Here is a 17,523-nt window from a genome sequence, read left to right as displayed (position 1 = left end):
TCATCCCGCACTGTTGTTATATCCGTTCATCCACTTTATGAAATGGAGGCAAGATGATGGGAAGCAGAGTGATTATGCCATTCAAAATAGATTGGAAATTTATAGAAGGTAATTATGCAGGTGCTGAGAAAATGGACTACAACGATGAGCATTGGCGACTCCTTCAAGTCCCTCATGATTGGAGCATTGAAAAGTCCTTTGATCCGCATATGCTGTATGGTGGCAATCAAGCTTATTTGCCGAGATGGTCTGTCGGGTGGTACAGAAAGCATTTTAATGTGAAGCCCTCCTCTCCAAAACAGCGCGTATACATACAATTTGATGGCATTCACAGTAACAGTGAGGTTTGGATCAATGGGCATTTTGTGGGCAAGCGACCCTATGGATATGTTAGCTTTCAATATGATTTGACTCCATATATTCGGTGGGATGAGGAGAATGTGATTGCCGTCAAAGTGGACAATACGATTCTTTCACCTGATAGATGGTATTCGGGGGCCGGTATTTATCGTAATGTTTGGCTGATTTGTACGGATTATATTCATATAACCGAATGGGGGACTTACATTACCACACCTGAAATTTCGCCAGATGAAGCCAAGGTGACTGCCAGAATCCAGGTCACTAATCATCACGCGCATGCCGTAGAGTGTACGATTATGACTGAAATGCTGGACCCACAGGGACAGATCAAAGGAAAAGTGGAAAACCGAGTAACTCTTTCGGGCTGTGAAACGGGGGAAATAGAGCAAAAAGCGCGAGTTTTAGAGCCAGAACTATGGTCACCGGACAACCCACTGCTCTACGAAGCTCAGACGACGATCTATTGCGACAATACAGAGGTGGATCGTTATTGCACCCCTTTTGGTATAAGAGAAATGAAGCTGGATACACAAAAAGGTTTATTGCTGAACGGAAGCAACTTAAAGCTAAAGGGAGTGTGCATTCACCATGATTTAGGCTGTCTGGGGGCTGCTTACCATGATACAGCCATGAAGAGAAGGCTGCAGAGGCTGAAAGAAATGGGCTGTAACTCAATTCGTTTTGCTCATAACCCGATGGCGCCCGAATTATTAGATTTATGTGATCAGATGGGGTTCTTGGTGGTTGATGAAGCTTTTGACAAATGGAAGTCTCTTTTCTATGAGCATTTGTATGATGAGTGGTGGGAAAAAGATCTGGAAGCAATGTTGCTCAGGGACAGGAACCATCCCAGTGTTTTCATGTGGAGCGTTGGGAATGAAGTGGAAAACCAAGGTCAGCCATCCATGCTCAAAATGTTGGAGCAGCTCGTGGGTTTCTGCCATGAAAAAGACCCAACCCGACCGGTTACATGTGCGCTTGAGCCGCATAATACACCGATCAGCTTGCGTGAGGGTTCGATTGAGGCCAAAGTGGAGCATACCAAACAGCTGGCACAACGAGTGGATGTTCTGGGGGTAAACTATCAGGAGCAGTGGTATGAGCACTATAGAGCGGCCATGCCGGATACGCTTATCTTTGGAACAGAAACATTCCCATACTATCGGGGTAAGGATAACCGGGTTAAAGGTTATTTGCCTATGAATCCCTGGTTTGATGTCGCTAATCATGATTATGTGATCGGTCAATTTGTTTGGAGTGGAATTGACTATTTGGGAGAAACGAGCTATCCCTCCAAAGGGTGGTCTTCGGGTCTGATTGATACTTGCGGATTCCGCAAACCAGTATCTTATCTCCAACAAAGTTTATGGTCTGATCAGCCTATTGTGCACATAGCCGCATTTAACGAACATATGAAATCGGAATTTAATCCGACATGGACGATGCACTGGAAATCTCCGGCTATGGAAGATCACTGGACATTTCCTGAATACGGTGGAAAATTGATACGGTTGGTTACTTTCACTAATTGTGAGAGTGTGGAATTGATCGTGAATGATGAATCATACGGTGAGAGGAAGCTAGTGGATTACCCTAATCATCTAATCCTATGGGAGCTTCCCTATACACCGGGCAAAATCCGGGCTGTGGGTCGTAATGGAAACGAGAAGGTTTGTGAGCATGAACTGACCACTGCCGGGGCTCCTTATGCTCTAAAGTTGGAGGCCGATCGGACGGTTCTACCTGCTGATGGGCATGAGATATCTCATGTGGAAGTAACCGTCATAGACCCAAACGGGACCATTGTACCTAACCAGGATTTTGATGTAACCTTTAAACTGCATGGTGATGGTCGTATCCTTGGAATAGACAATGGTGATCTCACCAGCGATGAATCCTTCAAGGGGAATGAGAGACGAACACACAGGGGAAGGTGTCTCGTTGTTATACAATCCGGTTATGTGGCTGGTGAGTTGTTGCTTCAGGCGTCAGCAGATGGAGGGTTGCTGGGAGAAACCAGACTGAAAATAGAAGAAGAATCCAAAAGACAATTCAAGGCTGATTCAGTATAGAGCTTGTATGGTTTAACTAATAAGGTCTGAACAGGTGGTGAATGCTTATGCCCTACCTGCTCAGGCCCTTTTTAATATGTTTACAACTGACAGTCAATAGCCATCTATGACTATAATTCTCTTTTTGACAAATAGTTTGGATACGAATAGAATGACTAATTATAATATAACTTATTAAAAGATTAATAAAAAGTGGTGATAAGGAGATAAGTAAATGCCAGTAGAACCCTCCATGAATCCCAGGGTAATTCGTAACATTTTATTTTTGTTATTCGCTTTACCGGGTGTAGCTTTTGCTTCCTGGGTGTCTCGAACGCCTATTATCCGGGATATTTTACATGTCTCGACTGCCGAAATGGGAATTATAATTTTTGGCTTAGCCGCAGGTTCTTTAGTGGGACTACTTAGTGCAGGCAATATGATTTCTCGTATAGGTGGACGGGCGGTCATTTTGGTAAGTGCGATTTTGATTGTGATCGGTTTTGTCATTGTAGGGTTGGGAACTGCATTTTCGCTCACGAGCATCGTGTTTGCTGGTTTAGTCATCTTTGGAGGTGGCTATGGGACAGCAGAAGTAGCTCTTAATGTCGAAGGTTCTGCGGTAGAAAATCAATTGCAAAAAACGCTTTTGCCCGCTTTTCACGGTTCATTTAGTATGGGTACACTTGTAGGTGCGATCATTGGCTCTGGAGCAGCGGCGCTACATATACCTGTTGTGGTCCATTTTGGAGCTATGGCTATCATGATTGCAGCGGTAACCTTCTATTTTTATCGTTTTCTGCCCCACGATACAGGTATAGAGAAAGAAGTTTCTACTCAAAAGGTCGGATCTAATCTCAAGGCGCAGCTTGCTGTATGGAAAGAAAGACGGATTTTATTAATCGGTATCATCGTGTTAGGTATGGCGTTTGCAGAAGGGTCTGCGAATGACTGGTTGCCACTAGCGATGGTAGATGGTTATGGCGTGGATTCTTTAACAGGCTCTTATATGTATGGACTATTTGTGGCAGCGATGACCATTGGACGTTTTACTGGCGGATTCATACTGGATAAATACGGCCGTGTCCCTGTGTTGAAAGGGAGTGCTGTCCTGGCTGCTATCGGTATCATTCTAGTGATCTGGGGACAGCATTACCTCATGGCCGGACTGGGCGTCGTATTATGGGGGTTTGGAGCCTCACTTGGTTTTCCTGTGGGCTTATCTGCTGCCGGAGACGATCCTCGTGGTGCAGCTATCCGGGTTGGAGCCGTAGCCACGATCGGTTACATTGCCTTTTTAGTAGGCCCTCCAAGCTTAGGGTTTTTAGGTAAACATGTTGGACTTCTACATGCCTTGATTGTAGTGCTTGTTGGCGTTATTGTTGCTGGCTTGATATCGGGCGCAGCCCAACCTATTGGGATGAAAGAAAAAAATCAGATTAAAATATAAAGGGGATTGTCCCATGACTATGAAAACGGAAAAACAAAAGATGATGAATGGAGAACTTTATGTAGCTGCTGATCCTCAATTAACAAATGAAAGAGAGTATGCGAGAAGCTGTGTACGTCTCTTTAATCAGACGGCAGAGACGGATCGTAAGTACCGTGAAAAGTTACTTAAGGAGCTTTTCGGATCAACTGGTGAAAATATAGGTATGGAACCCAACATACGCTGTGACTACGGATACAATATCCATGTTGGGGAAAATTTCTACGCCAACTTTGACTGTACCATTTTGGATGTTTGCGAAGTGCGCATTGGAGATAATTGTTTCATGGCTCCAGGAGTCCATATTTACACAGCGACTCATCCCATAGATCCGTTTGAACGAATCGCTGGCCCAGAGTATGGAAAACCTGTAACGATTGGCAACAATGTATGGATCGGCGGTAGAGCAGTTATTAATCCCGGTGTTACGATAGGTAATAATGTCGTAGTGGCATCAGGAGCAGTAGTAACCAAGGATGTTCCAGATCATGTGGTTGTAGCTGGAAATCCAGCACGAGTGATAAAGCAAATTAAAATCTCCTAAACAGCATACAGGCAAATCATTTAATATTTGTACCGATGATCCTATTAAAAGCGCTCCTTATTTTAATAGGATCATTTAATTTAAAGACTTGTATACTTATGGTCTTCAAGATTGAACTATACAGAGTAATAAATAATCATATTCACCCGAACCAGGGTTTCTCCTAGATTATAGTAAATGTGTGGGCGGTCTGCTTTAAAGCGGATCGAATCTCCAGCTTTAACCGTGTATATTTCCTCACTGACTTTTACCACCATCTCACCCACAAATACCGTAATAAATTCTTCTGTACCTTCACGATGCGGCGCTGAACTCAGTTCTCCGCCTGCTTCAATCTCTACGGTGTAAACCTCAAAATTTCTACTGCCTTCATAGGGGAAAAATGGATACAACCGATATTGATTATTTTCTTCAAGCACTTGTACTTTGCTTTTAGGAACGACTACTGCATCTGAAGGTGGTTCATTAATCAGAGCAGTGAAAGAGATTTTCAAGCCGTTCGCAATTTTCCATACGGTTGTAATCGAGGGATTAGATTCTCCGCGCTCAATCTGACCGAGCATCGTTTTACTGATCCCCGTCAGATCAGCTAATTTATCTAAACTTAATTTTCTTTCATTTCTTAGATGTTTCAAATTTTTACTTAAAATCAGATTAATATTCTCCATAATTCTTCGCTCCTATTGTGCTTTATAAAGAACATATTGTACAATCATAAAGTACAAATGTACGTCTCAACGTACATTTCATTCAATTATAACATACGGGAGTTGATTGTTGCATGCCGTTTATTCCGTTCCTTTCTTATGCACTTGTTAGCAGCTTTACGCCAGGTCCCAACAATATTATGTCTTTAGACAGTGCCAGGCGGTTGGGTTTGAAAAAAGCATTCCCATTCTTGCTGGGAGTAACAGCAGGTTGTTTCGCCATTATGCTGTTAGCCTGCTATTTTAATCTTGCTTTGTATCATTTTTTGCCACGGGTTAAGATCTGGATGAATGTTCTCGGCAGTCTGTATATGCTTTATCTGGCGGTGAAAATTGCAAAGAGCAAATCCTCTACGGAGGATAATGATCACAATGAGGGATATTCCTTCAAATCAGGACTGTTGCTACAATTTATCAATTTAAAAATCATTTTGTATGGTATTACGGTCATTTCAACGTTTGTAATGCCTTATGATGTATCGTATATAGAGCTTATTACGATTTCATTACTCCTGACCTGTATTGGTTTTGTAGCTGTAGTGAGCTGGGCGATTTTTGGCGCAGTGTTTCAACGTTTCTTGAATAAGCATGAGCGTTCCTTCAATATCATAATGTCCTTATTGCTCCTTTATAGTGCACTATCGATATGGATGTAAATGAGTACCTTATTCATCATAGAAAAGAAAGGTTCCTGACTATAGGCAGGAGCCTTTTTTCGTGTGAATTGAGCTTATTCTACGAGTCATAACATACAATCGGACAGAATGGATGAGTCTCCTGATCATTTAGCTGTAAAACGGGTATTACCTTAATAGATAAAGCTGTTGACAACTTGTATATACATGACTTAATCTTGTATATACAAGATGTTGAAAGCGTTATATTATTTTTTACGCTACTTCATTTCGCAAGAAAGGAATGAGCATGAATGGAAGCAATGAACAAGACTTTAATTCCTCAAGATAAGGACTGGTGGCGCAAATCAGTGGTCTATCAGGTTTATCCCAAAAGTTTTAACGATACAACGGGCAAAGGAACCGGTGATATAAGAGGACTGACGCAAAAGCTGGATTATTTGAAAAAACTGGGTGTCGATATTGTCTGGTTGCAGCCTGTATATGTCTCACCACAACGTGATAACGGGTATGATGTAGCCGATTATTGCCAGATTAATCCCGATTATGGAACAATGCAGGATTTTGAAGAATTAAGCGAGGGAATCCGGGCACGTGGGATGTACTTAATGATCGACATCGTGGTTAACCATTCTTCCACAGAACATACCTGGTTTCAGGAGGCACGGCTTTCTAAGGATAGTGAGTATAGGGACTATTATATCTGGCGTGATCCAGCACCCGATGGTGGACCTCCAAACAATTGGGTTTCCAAATTTGGTGGACCAGCTTGGCAATATGACGAGGCAACAGGCCAATATTTCCTGACACTATTTGATAAGACTCAGGCGGATCTAAACTGGGAAAATCCCAAAGTCCGTCAAGAAGTTGTCAATCTGCTGGAATTTTGGGCTGAGAAGGGAGTTAGTGGTTTCCGACTGGATGTCATTAATTTGATTTCCAAGGATCAGCAATTCTCGGACGATGATAGAAGCACGGCTCCTGGCGACGGACGTAAGTATTATACGGACGGTCCACATGTGCATGAATACATCCATGAGTTACATGAGAAAGTATTTGCCAAACAGAATAGCGTCACTGTGGGTGAGATGTCCTCCACCTCACTGGATCACTGTATCCGTTATTCCAATCCAGAGAGAAAAGAATTGTCCATGACCTTTAATTTTCATCATTTGAAGGTGGATTATCCAAATGGACAAAAGTGGGAATTGATGCCATATGATTTTGAAATGCTGAAAAAGCTATTCTCGGATTGGCAAACGGGCATGCAACAGGGTGGTGGCTGGAGTGCATTGTTTTTTAATAATCATGATCAGCCAAGGGCAATCTCTCGCTTTTTGGATGATGGCGAATACCAAGCGGAAAGCGCTAAGCTGCTGGCAACCACGCTACATGGTCTTCAAGGAACGCCTTATATATTTCAGGGTGAAGAGATTGGGATGGCCAACCCGCAGTGGGCAGACATTGAAGAGTTTCGGGATGTCGAATCTCTGAATATGTATCGTATCTTACAGGAGCAAGGCAAAAGTGCAGAAGAAGCATTGAATATCATTCGAGAGCGGTCTCGTGATAATTCGAGAACACCGATGCAGTGGGATGGCACTCGCAATGCGGGCTTCACTTCAGGTACTCCCTGGATTAAGGTAGATGAACGATATCCACAGATTAATGTTCAGGCTCAGTTAGAGGACCCGAACTCTATCTATCACCATTACCGTAAGCTAATTCATCTGCGTAAGACGGTGCAAGTCATTACCGATGGGAATTATCTACGCCTGGACGAAGCTCATCCTCAGGTCTATGCCTATCAACGCAGCAATGAAGAGGAGACTTTGATCGTCATCTCCAATTTTAGCGGACAGAATACGCAATTCCGTATACCGGATTCATTTTATTCATCATTAGAAAATCAAGCGTTGGCTGGGGCTGAGCTTTTAATAGGTAATACCCAGCACGCCCCGGAGCTAAAAGAAGTAATCTCTTTGACCCCATATGCTTCCTATATGTGGATTGTTCGTAGCCTTAGTGAATAGTATGGAGACATCAGGTAGCACCCCGGGTACGCTACTTTTTACAACCGGGGTTGCTGCTTTAAAATGAGCGAACGTTAAGGGAGTGGGCTAAATGGCGATTGAAAGATCACAGGTAGAAGACATTATAAAAGCCGTTGGTGGCAAAGACAACATAGAGGCCTCTACGCATTGCGTAACTCGTCTGCGATTTGCCCTTTATGATGATAAGCTGGTTGATAAAGATGCACTTGAACAAAATGATCTGGTCAAAGGCCAATTCTCTTCACAAGGACAGTATCAGGTCGTGATTGGCCCAGGTCTGGTGGATAAGGTATATGACGAAATGATCTCCATTACAGGAGGTAGTCGGGCTTCTAAAGACGATGTCAAAAATGCGGCAAGCAAAAAACAAAATCCAATTCAGCGTGCCATCAAGACGCTGGCAGATATTTTTATCCCCATCTTGCCCGCAATCGTGACTGCAGGCTTATTGCTTGGAATAAATAATATTTTGACAGGTAAGGGAATCTTCTTCGAAGGAATGGCTCTGGTTCAGGTCTATCCTCAATGGACCGACTTTGCTGCTATCATTAACACCATTGCCAGCACCGCATTTACATTTCTACCTGCCTTAATTGGATGGTCGGCCGTTGTCCGGTTTGGCGGCAGTCCTTTACTCGGGATCGTACTGGGTCTGATTCTGGTTCATCCGGATCTGCTAAGTGCATACGGTTATGCGGATGCGGTTACAAAGGGCACCGTTCCGGTTTGGAATTTGTTTGGGTGGGAAGTGAACAAGATTGGTTATCAAGGACAGGTTTTACCCGTTTTAGTATCCGCTTACGTGCTCGCGCACATTGAGAAATTCCTAAATAAAAAGATAGCGGATTCATTTAAGCTGTTACTCGTAGCACCGATTACATTATTAATAACGGGATTTCTGGCTTTTACAGTGATCGGTCCGGTTACTTTTATGATTGGTAATGCCATTACGTCTGGTCTTGTATACGTTTTCGATTTGGCTCCTGCGCTGGGAGGCTTGATTTATGGAGGCTTGTACTCCTTGCTCGTGATTACGGGAATGCACCATACTTTCCTGGCGGTGGACGTGCAATTAATTGGTACGCAGGGTGGGACATTCCTCTGGCCGATGCTGGCGCTGTCCAATATCGCTCAGGGTGCCGGAGCACTGGCAATGATGCTAGTATTGAAGGAGCAAAAGGGAAAAGGATTGGCTCTTACCTCTTCAGTGTCTGCATTTCTGGGTGTAACCGAGCCTGCCATATTCGGAGTGAATATCCGATATAAATATCCGTTTGTATTCGCAATGATCGGTTCCGGTATTGCAGGTATATTGCTCACCGTAAATCATGTGATGGCTTCTTCCATTGGTGTGGGCGGGATTCCAGGCTTCTTGTCTATTTTCCCAAACAACTGGGGTGTATTCTTCATCGGGATGGCGATCGTGTTAATTGTGCCGTTTGCTTTAACTTTAATGTATGGCAAATTGTTAACTAAGCGCCGTCAGGCTGCACCAGCCGATGATTCCGTACGGAAAGATTCGCTTCCGCGAAATACCGCACTAGATGTGCTTGAAGTGAGGACTCCCGTACGGGGACGTGTTGTACCGTTGGAACAAGTTCCTGACCCGGCTTTTGCCGAACGGCAGATGGGGCAAGGAATTGCAGTGGAACCGAAGGATGGCAAGATTCTTGCCCCTTTCAGCGGAAAAGTTATTCATATCATGATGAAAAGCAAGCATGCCTTGATTTTAGAGCATTCGACAGGTGTACAGATTCTGGTACATGTGGGGATCAATACGGTGTCACTGAAGGGTGAGGGATTCACCATGCATGTGGAGACCAATCAAACCGTGGAGCAAGGGCAACTATTGATGGAATTTGACCGTGATCTGATTCAGAAATCCGGATATCCCGTCATTACACCAGTCATTGTCCCGGATGGTCAGAGTATGATTGAATCGGTTGAGGAACTGCCGGGTGAGGCAGACGATTTGCAGTATACCTTAATGAGAATTCATTTGAATTCTTCATCAGACAATACCAATTAAGTCAGATTCATCGTACAGCCTATTTTAGTGAATAGGAAGTGAAAGGATGCTACAATGAACGTGGTGATGAAAATTGACAAAGAATATATTTTTGCAAATTTATCAGGAGTACTCGGGACGAATCCAGACAGGCGAATTGGCTCCAGGCACGAAAATGCCATCTGAAAATGAACTGGCCCGAGAGTATAACACTTCTCGCGAAACCGTACGTAAGGCACTTCACATGCTTGCACAAAATGGGTATATCCATAAAATAAAAGCTAAAGGATCTTTTGTTCTGGATATGGGACGGATGGATTTCCCTATAGGGGGATTGGTCAGTTTCAAGGAAATGTCTGAACGGATTGGGCGTACATCACGAACAATTGTACATGAAAATCATTTAATTCCAGTTCCAGATGACATAGCCAATCATCTTGAGATTAACAAAGACAAGTATTTGGTCTGGAAAGTTATTCGTGCGCGTGAGATTGAGGGTGAATGCGTCATACTGGATAAAGATTACTTTCGATCAGACATTGTACCTGTGCTTACCGAGGAAATTAGTCGTGGGTCCATCTACGAATATTTGGAGGGAGAGCTCCATCTTCAAATCAGTTATGCCAAAAAAGTGGTTTCCGTAGAAAATGCAGATGAAGAAGATCATAGGCTGATGGACCTTCAGAACTACACTCATGTGGTCGTAGTACGTAACTATGTTTATCTGGAGGACACCACCTTGTTCCAGTATACCGAGTCAAGGCATCGGTTGGACAAATTCCAATTTGTCGACTTTGCCAGACGTTCCCACGGTGAAGAGAAAAGAACTGATTTTTTTAAATAACGATCAATAAAACAGTTAAGAAACCCCGTCTTTTGAAGACGAGGGTTTCTTTTTTACCTTGGATGCAGCTGCTGAGCAGCTTGTATACTGGCATTTGAGGGATTTGAATTTGCGTTTTATCCAAAAGCTGTTTATAGAATATTAAAAGGTTATATACTGTTTAGAATACAATTCCATGATCAGTGCAATGGGAATGAGGTGTATGTTATTTATGTATAGAGTGGCTATCTGCGATGATGAGCACAAGCACAGAGAACTTGTTAAAAATATGCTGATTACTTTGTCGTTAAAGACCAATATAGAATTTAAAGTTGAATTATTCGACTCAGGAGAACAGCTGGTATCTCATTATCAAAACCATGAATCTCCATTCCATATCTTAATATTGGATGTTGAAATGAATGGCATAAACGGAATTCAAACCGCCCAAAAAATAAGGAATTTAAATCACCTGGATGAACAGATTGTTTTTTTAACGAGCTACCCTGAATATATGGTGGAAAGTTTTGACGTAGTTACATTTCAATATTTAATAAAACCGATTGCTCCCCATATCTTTGAAGAAAAAATGATAAAGCTGTGTAAATACTTTCAATCTCTCGATAAAAAATTCGTTATTATCAAGTCAGATTATGAGGAAGTGCTTTTAAAATATGATGATATCATTAGTATTGAAGTGGTCAAAAGCTTAACCATAAAAAACAAACTGCATTTTGTAACCTCTACTCAAACCTATGATAGCAAAGGGATTCTTTCGGACTATGCTTCAGCATTAAAAGAACATAATTTTCTACAAATTCATCGTTCGATTATTATAAACTTAATTCATGTGAAAAAATTTGCTGGCGGTGATGTTTTGATGTCAAATGATGTGAAGTTACCTATTGGGCGTTCTAAAATAAAAGAAGTTAAAGATCTATATACCAAATTTATGATCATGAAGATGCATTAATATGATGGAATATAGCTACCTGCTTCTTAACCTATGTGTTGTACTGGTGATGTGCTTTCAAGTGAATTTTTACTTTAACTCCGTTTTTGATAAGTCCAATCGAAAGCCAAATAGATTCATATATTTCATTATTTTCGGGTTGCTGAACATCTTATATTTAAGTGTTTATCTGTCTCCTACGCTATCCTCGATTTTGGCATTACTTGTCATATTTAGTTTAGCGCACTCGTATACAGTGGAAATAAAGACAAAGATCATTTTTTCTATCCTTTATGCTGTATTGATAACCATCGTTAATTTTATATCTCTTTATATTTTATATGCTGTAGGCTCTGTTAAAATTAGCAACTTTAGCCATTTGGGTGGGCAAGATCACTTGATATCCTCTAAGGTTATGTTACTCAGCTGCATTATCATGTTTGCTGTCATTCAGATTATACGGCTATTTGCCAAACGCAGAACCTTCCCTTTGCAGCATCGTTACTATATTTTATTTTTAATCGTTCCCATCATAAGTTTATACCAGGTCAATGTTTTATCTGTTTATAGTGAAAAGAATATGTATTATTTTGGTTCTATTATTAGCTTTATTTTTTTAAATGTTTTTATCATATATATTTTCGATAATATCATTGAAAAATTTCAATTAATGCATGAAAATGCTCAATTACAACATCAGATGGACTACCAAGATGCTAACTACGAAAAAACGGTTTACAGCTTCAAAAATATGAAAAGAATCATTCATGATACACACCAACAGTTTTTGTATATTGAAGAATGTATCAAGAGAAATGAATTGGCTGAGGCGAGTGAACATATTAAGGTTACATTAAATAAAATCGAAGGAGCCTATCAAAGGGTTAATACCGGTAATCTGGTTATAGATGCTCTTGTCACAAATAGTCTTAATATTGCTCAGGCCAATGGCATCAAGGTGGATACTCAGCTTAACTTGTATTCACAAAAAGTAAATATTGAACGTTATGACTTGTGTGTCGCTCTGGGCAATATGCTGGATAATGCCATAGAAGCATCTAAAAAGATCAAGATTGCGGATGATAGGTACATTCTTATTAAAATACATTCCAATGAGTCCGCGCTTTTCATTCACATCCTTAATCATGTGGAGAATGAAGTGGCTCATTTGCATAGTCAAAAATCAAACCCGGATGTACATGGCATTGGCTTGACCAATATATCCAGAATATGTGACAAATACGGTGGGAATATGACCATTGAAACAAAAAATAAAGTATTCGATAATATGGTTTTATTGCCATTTTATAAGGACAATTCTTAGACATCTTGCTGTTTAGGGATTGTTTTTTTCGTTTCAGGGTGACTTTTCTATATAGAATCCTCGTTCATAGTATGATCAGTCCAGTAATAATCTGGGAACCCATAAGAGGAGGAAATATGGAATGAAGAAAATAATAGCTGTGTTCATTTCGGCTATGCTTTTTGTACTGCCGATGACGAATGCTTTTGCTCAAGACAACCCTGAACCCATTAAGGAAAAGGCTCGCAATCTGGCCTCGGAGCTGGTATCCAAATACGGTGCTAGCGGTGTGCAGTATGCCATTAGGGACCATGGAAACATCGTATTATCGGATAGCGTGGGTGTAAAGAATAAAGCAACCAACGAGCCAATCACCAAGGATACGATGTTCGGTATAGGCTCTACAAGCAAAATGTATGTATCTGCTGCAACGATGATGCTGGTGGATGCCCATAAGGTAGATATTGATCAGCCGCTAACAACATACATTAAGGACTTTACAATGGCTGATGAAAGGTACAAACAAATTACACCACGTATGCTGTTAAATCATTCGTCGGGTCTTTACGGTGCCCACTATAAAAATAGTATGTTATTTAATGACAATGATACAGAAAATCATGATGAGCTATTGCTGAGATTACGATCAGAAACTTTAAAATCCAACCCCGGCGAATATTCTGTATATAGTAATGATAGTTTTCAATTGCTTGAAATATTGGTTGAACGGGTGAGTGGTCTAAGTTATACCGAATTTCTGGCAAAGCATATTAGTGCCCCTTTGGGTTTGAACTCTACGAAAACACCACTCGATCAGTTTGACAGACAAAAGCTGTCCAAAACTTATTTTCCTGCGATTGAGGGGGCCTTACCCGTTGAAAATGCCAATGTCATCGGGACAGGGGGCTTATACTCTACCGCAGAAGAGGTGGCTATGTTTTCAGAAGTATTAATGGGGAACAGACCCGATATTTTATCTGCACAATCGGCGAAGTCCATGCAAAGTCATGAATATCGAAAAGGAATATGGGTACCTGAAGAGACAAACAGCTTTAATTATGGGCTTGGCTGGGATGCGGTTCAGTTGGCACCGTTTAGTGATTACGGAATAACTGCGCTATCCAAGGGTGGGGATACTGTTTTGTATCACTCTACTTTGATCACCATACCAGAGCATCAAATTTCTATGGCTGTGCTTTCATCTGGAGGGTCTTCCATCTTAGATAGTATTTTTGCTTCTAACGTTTTATTGGAAGTTTTAAAAGATAAGGGCATCATTAAAGACATCATACCGGATAAAACATTTGAGGCTCCTGTAAAAGTGGAAATGCCATCTGATTTACTTTCTTATTCGGGATTATACGGTTCTGTGGGTACAACCATCAATGTAGAGATTAAAAACGGTGAGTTTGATTTACCTGCTTTTTTGGATGGATTCGTCCCGGCGCAAAAATATGTGTATACAGGTGATGGACAATTCAAAAGCAGTGATGGCAGTGTAGCCGTAAGCTTTGACAAACAAAAAAACGGGAAAACGTATATTAAGGCTAACATTTATTTAAACTTTCCGGGATTAGGCCAAATGGTTATGGTGATTTATGAATATCAAAAGCTTGATGCCAATCCTCTAAATACTACAGTTAAAAAGGCATGGGAAAATAGAAACGGGAAAAATTATTATGCTTTGGATGAAAAGATATCTTCCATATTTTATCTGGCGCCCTCATTTATAACAAAAAAAATATCCGTTGATCATGATGGATACGCAAGTGGTACTAAAATTGTGGATGAGAATAAAGCAGTAAATGCCGTTGAGATTCCTGTTATGAGTGGAAGAGATGCATTTGATCTGAATTTTTATATCAAGGATGGTTCGGAGTATTTAACCATAGATGGACAATCCTATATCAGTGAAGATGCTGTTAAACCTATCTTGGGAGGAAAATCTGTGTACACCATACCATCTAATGGCCAAGCCACATGGTATAAAATAGATCAAAACTCAGCCAATAAAACGATGACCGTTGATTTTCCAAAAAGCGGAGGCTTCGCTGTCTATGATGAAAACGGAGCGGTTGTACAATTTTCAACTGCTAGCAATAACAATTCGGTTGTACTGCCCAAAGGTGGCTTGATCGTTTTAGGTGGCCATGCAGGGGATGTATTTAAAATCAATTTGAATTAAGCGTGTAGCCGCTTCTGGAAATTCAGGAGCGACCGTTGCAGTGTTGGATGGTTATGAAGACAACCGCGAATCTTAAGTCGAATTGGCTTTTATATAAGGCCAATTCGACTCTTTCATTCGGCAGATGAGCCTAAATCCGTAATAGATAATTTTATATCGAAGGTTACGGGTATTTTGCTGAATTTGTAATCCCAATCATCCTTTACTTTTTTCCACACTTGAGGCTGCTCAATATTTAAACGTTCACCAAAACTGGCGACATCGACTTTATATTCTGATTGTAATTTGTGCATAAGAGACTTAATCCTTCTAGTCACTTCTTTTTCAAATTCTTTCTCAGCCTCTTTCATGTTTCGTGTCTCTGTCGGGTTCACTTTCTCATCCCAGTTTTCGATTAAACGTCCTTTGGATTCAATTTTTACGTGAAACGAGATATCGTTACCCTCGGTCACCTTCGCTGTTATTTTGCTTTTTACCGATTTGATCTCATAAGTTATAGCTTCATTCCGCTTGTCATACGTTTTGACAGCTCCGCCCTCAACATCACCTTTAATCCATGCAATGCTCTCTACGTCTTGTTGTCCCAAACTACCGATCCAGTGACCGGTGTCTCCTTTAATAACACCAGCACCCGAAAATTCTAATTCCCCATCGGATTCAGAAATGTTTTGCAATATATAGCTTTTTTTGGAGTGCATCAACCCATCCAATTCAGACAAATTGACTCCCCTCATCACCTTGCTGGTTCTGAAATGATTACGAAGCATATACAGAATATGAATGGATGGGACCTCGTCCTTATATTTGGTAACTAAGGTATCAGCTGCACGTTCCTTACTTAAGAAAACAAAACAACTCGGACGAATATCATTATCACGAAGCACAAAATCCATCAATTGCTGCATCGTCTGTTGTTCTGCCAATTTGGTGGAAACCACCATGACCTTTAGATGGTGACCAATAATCGGGCGATCCAGACGGAGGGATAATTGCCGGAAGATTTCAAGTAAAGAATCCCCGGTGGCAGCTATATTAATATAGTTTGGCCCTTGTCCACCACCTTGTTTTGCCGTGTTTCCAAAAGTCTTTTTGGGGACGATTTGCACAGTGGCAGTAATTTTATTTTTCTTGAAGTAACGGCTGCCTTCCTTTTCCAGGTCCTTTTCCACTGTGCTGGGCTCACCCTTATCCAGAGCCAGTCCTGTATACATGCTTAGTTCTTCTATTTCTCTGCTGCTCCAGCAACCGGCTTGAGTTACCAGGAGAATGAAGGCAAGCAGCAAAGATAGGATTTGTTGCCTATACATTTTGCTTCATTCCCTTCTTCCTGATCATGAAAACGATGGAGAGAAGTACCGGGACCAGAAAAAATAAAATGATTCCCATGTATCCGATCGCATCGCCTAGGCTAAACACTTCCATCATACGAACAGGAGTCATTGTGGAGATAAAGATAATTGGGATTAAGCCGAAAATCGCATAACGATATTTAAGGCCAAATACCTGTGAGACACCTAAGGATGCATTGAAGAAAAAACTGCAGAAATTACAAAACATTTGCATCATCCAGATTACCAGCAACGGAAACTCAAGACGTTCAAAAAGAAATCCGGAGATTTCAAAGCTGCGCATTAAATTAATGGTGGGCCAGGTACTTGTCATAGTAGAGTCCACCGATAACCCGCCGACTACCATAACTACTGTCAAAAAGTATAATACCCAAGGGATGCTGATTCCCACTACCATGGCCTTTATGGCTTTTTCAGGGTACTGTAAGAAAGCGACCAGTGTCATGATGACTTCACATCCAGTGAAAACAAGGACAGTCGACTTTAGCCCCTTAACTACTGGAAGAATACCGCTACTCAATACAGGACGAAGATGGTCAATTTCAAAGATCCTTAGGCTAAGGACAAAACAGATGAGTAAAAAGAAGAGACTGATCGGGAGTACAATCTGGTATAACCGCGCAATGGGATTAATACCTCCAAAAACCAGATAACTTCCCACCCAGATGAATGGAATCACAATCGCCCATATGGGTGTCCCTTCAAGCAAAAAATAAATCGTCACTTCAGCTAAAACACGAATCTCAAAGCCAGCGATGATGATAAAGTATATGATTAATAATAGACTTAAAAATCCTCCTGGAATGATACCGACGATTCTCCTGGAGTATTGATACACAGTGTTACCGGGAAATTGTTGGCTTAATTTTACCATGAGCAACACCACTAATATGACAATACATCCGCCAAGCAGGACAGAGAGCCATGCATCCGGAGTCTTTACCGTTTCAGTTACACCTCTCGGCAGTGTCAAAATCCCTGCGCCTAATACCGTATTGGTCAGGAATACTGCCGCCTGTTTGGATGTAATCTTATCATCAGAACGTCTAAACACAATCCT

13 protein-coding genes are annotated in these 17,523 nt (G+C 41.3%); 10 read left to right on the top strand and 3 right to left on the bottom strand.

Annotation, left to right across the window (positions count from 1 at the left end; all coding sequences use genetic code 11):
• The first annotated feature begins 56 nt into the window (after window positions 1–56).
• The 3 genes from MHB54_RS09840 to MHB54_RS09830 all read left to right on the top strand — a co-directional run bounded on the left by MHB54_RS09840 (window position 57) and on the right by MHB54_RS09830 (window position 4,447).
• Window positions 57–2,435: a glycoside hydrolase family 2 TIM barrel-domain containing protein gene (locus MHB54_RS09840; protein WP_319640940.1), complete on the top strand. Its 2,379-nt coding sequence runs from the start codon at window positions 57–59 to the stop codon at window positions 2,433–2,435.
• Between the two features lie 214 nt (window positions 2,436–2,649).
• On the top strand, window positions 2,650–3,864 hold the full coding sequence (locus MHB54_RS09835) for an MFS transporter (protein WP_413630608.1): 1,215 nt from the start codon (window positions 2,650–2,652) through the stop codon (window positions 3,862–3,864).
• Window positions 3,865–3,877: 13 nt separating this feature from the next.
• On the top strand, window positions 3,878–4,447 hold the full coding sequence (locus MHB54_RS09830) for a sugar O-acetyltransferase (RefSeq protein ID WP_319640914.1): 570 nt from the start codon (window positions 3,878–3,880) through the stop codon (window positions 4,445–4,447).
• A gap of 116 nt (window positions 4,448–4,563) precedes the next feature.
• Here the strand turns inward: MHB54_RS09830 and MHB54_RS09825 are convergent, their stop codons facing one another.
• Complete coding sequence (locus tag MHB54_RS09825; RefSeq protein WP_075153705.1) at window positions 4,564–5,115, bottom strand: helix-turn-helix domain-containing protein; 552 nt, start codon at window positions 5,113–5,115, stop codon at window positions 4,564–4,566.
• Window positions 5,116–5,228: 113 nt separating this feature from the next.
• Here MHB54_RS09825 and MHB54_RS09820 point away from each other — a divergent pair, with 113 nt between their 5' ends.
• The 7 genes from MHB54_RS09820 (at window position 5,229) to MHB54_RS09790 (ending at window position 15,114) form a co-directional block, all read left to right on the top strand.
• Window positions 5,229–5,810: a LysE family transporter gene (locus tag MHB54_RS09820; protein ID WP_023986882.1), complete on the top strand. Its 582-nt coding sequence runs from the start codon at window positions 5,229–5,231 to the stop codon at window positions 5,808–5,810.
• Window positions 5,811–6,082: 272 nt separating this feature from the next.
• Window positions 6,083–7,822, top strand: a complete 1,740-nt coding sequence (treC, locus tag MHB54_RS09815; RefSeq protein ID WP_264454210.1) for an alpha,alpha-phosphotrehalase — start codon at window positions 6,083–6,085, stop codon at window positions 7,820–7,822.
• Window positions 7,823–7,913: 91 nt separating this feature from the next.
• Window positions 7,914–9,872: a PTS system trehalose-specific EIIBC component gene (treP, locus tag MHB54_RS09810; protein ID WP_264454209.1), complete on the top strand. Its 1,959-nt coding sequence runs from the start codon at window positions 7,914–7,916 to the stop codon at window positions 9,870–9,872.
• Window positions 9,873–9,945: 73 nt separating this feature from the next.
• Window positions 9,946–10,695, top strand: a complete 750-nt coding sequence (gene treR / locus MHB54_RS09805; protein WP_264454208.1) for a trehalose operon repressor — start codon at window positions 9,946–9,948, stop codon at window positions 10,693–10,695.
• Between the two features lie 211 nt (window positions 10,696–10,906).
• Window positions 10,907–11,647, top strand: a complete 741-nt coding sequence (locus MHB54_RS09800; protein ID WP_264454207.1) for a LytR/AlgR family response regulator transcription factor — start codon at window positions 10,907–10,909, stop codon at window positions 11,645–11,647.
• A gap of 1 nt (window position 11,648) precedes the next feature.
• Window positions 11,649–12,950, top strand: a complete 1,302-nt coding sequence (locus MHB54_RS09795) for an ATP-binding protein (protein WP_053324586.1) — start codon at window positions 11,649–11,651, stop codon at window positions 12,948–12,950.
• 121 nt (window positions 12,951–13,071) lie between these two features.
• The gene (locus MHB54_RS09790; protein WP_264454206.1) at window positions 13,072–15,114 is read left to right on the top strand and encodes a serine hydrolase domain-containing protein; all 2,043 of its coding nucleotides are present in this window, start codon (window positions 13,072–13,074) and stop codon (window positions 15,112–15,114) included.
• Window positions 15,115–15,227: 113 nt separating this feature from the next.
• Here MHB54_RS09790 and MHB54_RS09785 read toward each other — a convergent pair whose 3' ends face one another.
• The gene (locus MHB54_RS09785; RefSeq protein WP_023986889.1) at window positions 15,228–16,421 is read right to left on the bottom strand and encodes a Ger(x)C family spore germination protein; all 1,194 of its coding nucleotides are present in this window, start codon (window positions 16,419–16,421) and stop codon (window positions 15,228–15,230) included.
• Window positions 16,414–17,517 (bottom strand): GerAB/ArcD/ProY family transporter, encoded by a 1,104-nt coding sequence (locus MHB54_RS09780; protein WP_068941337.1) that lies wholly within the window; start codon window positions 17,515–17,517, stop codon window positions 16,414–16,416. Before MHB54_RS09780 ends, MHB54_RS09785 begins: the two co-directional genes overlap by 8 nt.
• Between the last annotated feature and the right edge of the window lie 6 nt (window positions 17,518–17,523).

Origin of the sequence: Paenibacillus sp. FSL M7-0802 (genome assembly GCF_038004945.1) — a bacterium.
Lineage (GTDB): Bacteria > Bacillota > Bacilli > Paenibacillales > Paenibacillaceae > Paenibacillus > Paenibacillus polymyxa_B.
Note: the sequence above shows the minus strand (reverse complement) of the source record. Positions and strands in the feature narration are given on the sequence as shown.

What these genes read in the sequence shown, in the direction of transcription:
- MHB54_RS09840 (WP_319640940.1), top strand. Translation starts at nt 57, where the DNA reads ATGGGAAGCAGAGTGATTATGCCATTCAAAATAGATTGGAAATTTATA.
- MHB54_RS09835 (WP_413630608.1), top strand. Translation starts at nt 2,650, where the DNA reads ATGCCAGTAGAACCCTCCATGAATCCCAGGGTAATTCGTAACATTTTA.
- MHB54_RS09830 (WP_319640914.1), top strand. Translation starts at nt 3,878, where the DNA reads ATGACTATGAAAACGGAAAAACAAAAGATGATGAATGGAGAACTTTAT.
- MHB54_RS09825 (WP_075153705.1), bottom strand. Translation starts at nt 5,115, where the DNA reads ATGGAGAATATTAATCTGATTTTAAGTAAAAATTTGAAACATCTAAGA.
- MHB54_RS09820 (WP_023986882.1), top strand. Translation starts at nt 5,229, where the DNA reads ATGCCGTTTATTCCGTTCCTTTCTTATGCACTTGTTAGCAGCTTTACG.
- treC (WP_264454210.1), top strand. Translation starts at nt 6,083, where the DNA reads ATGGAAGCAATGAACAAGACTTTAATTCCTCAAGATAAGGACTGGTGG.
- treP (WP_264454209.1), top strand. Translation starts at nt 7,914, where the DNA reads ATGGCGATTGAAAGATCACAGGTAGAAGACATTATAAAAGCCGTTGGT.
- MHB54_RS09800 (WP_264454207.1), top strand. Translation starts at nt 10,907, where the DNA reads ATGTATAGAGTGGCTATCTGCGATGATGAGCACAAGCACAGAGAACTT.
- MHB54_RS09795 (WP_053324586.1), top strand. Translation starts at nt 11,649, where the DNA reads ATGATGGAATATAGCTACCTGCTTCTTAACCTATGTGTTGTACTGGTG.
- MHB54_RS09790 (WP_264454206.1), top strand. Translation starts at nt 13,072, where the DNA reads ATGAAGAAAATAATAGCTGTGTTCATTTCGGCTATGCTTTTTGTACTG.
- MHB54_RS09785 (WP_023986889.1), bottom strand. Translation starts at nt 16,421, where the DNA reads ATGTATAGGCAACAAATCCTATCTTTGCTGCTTGCCTTCATTCTCCTG.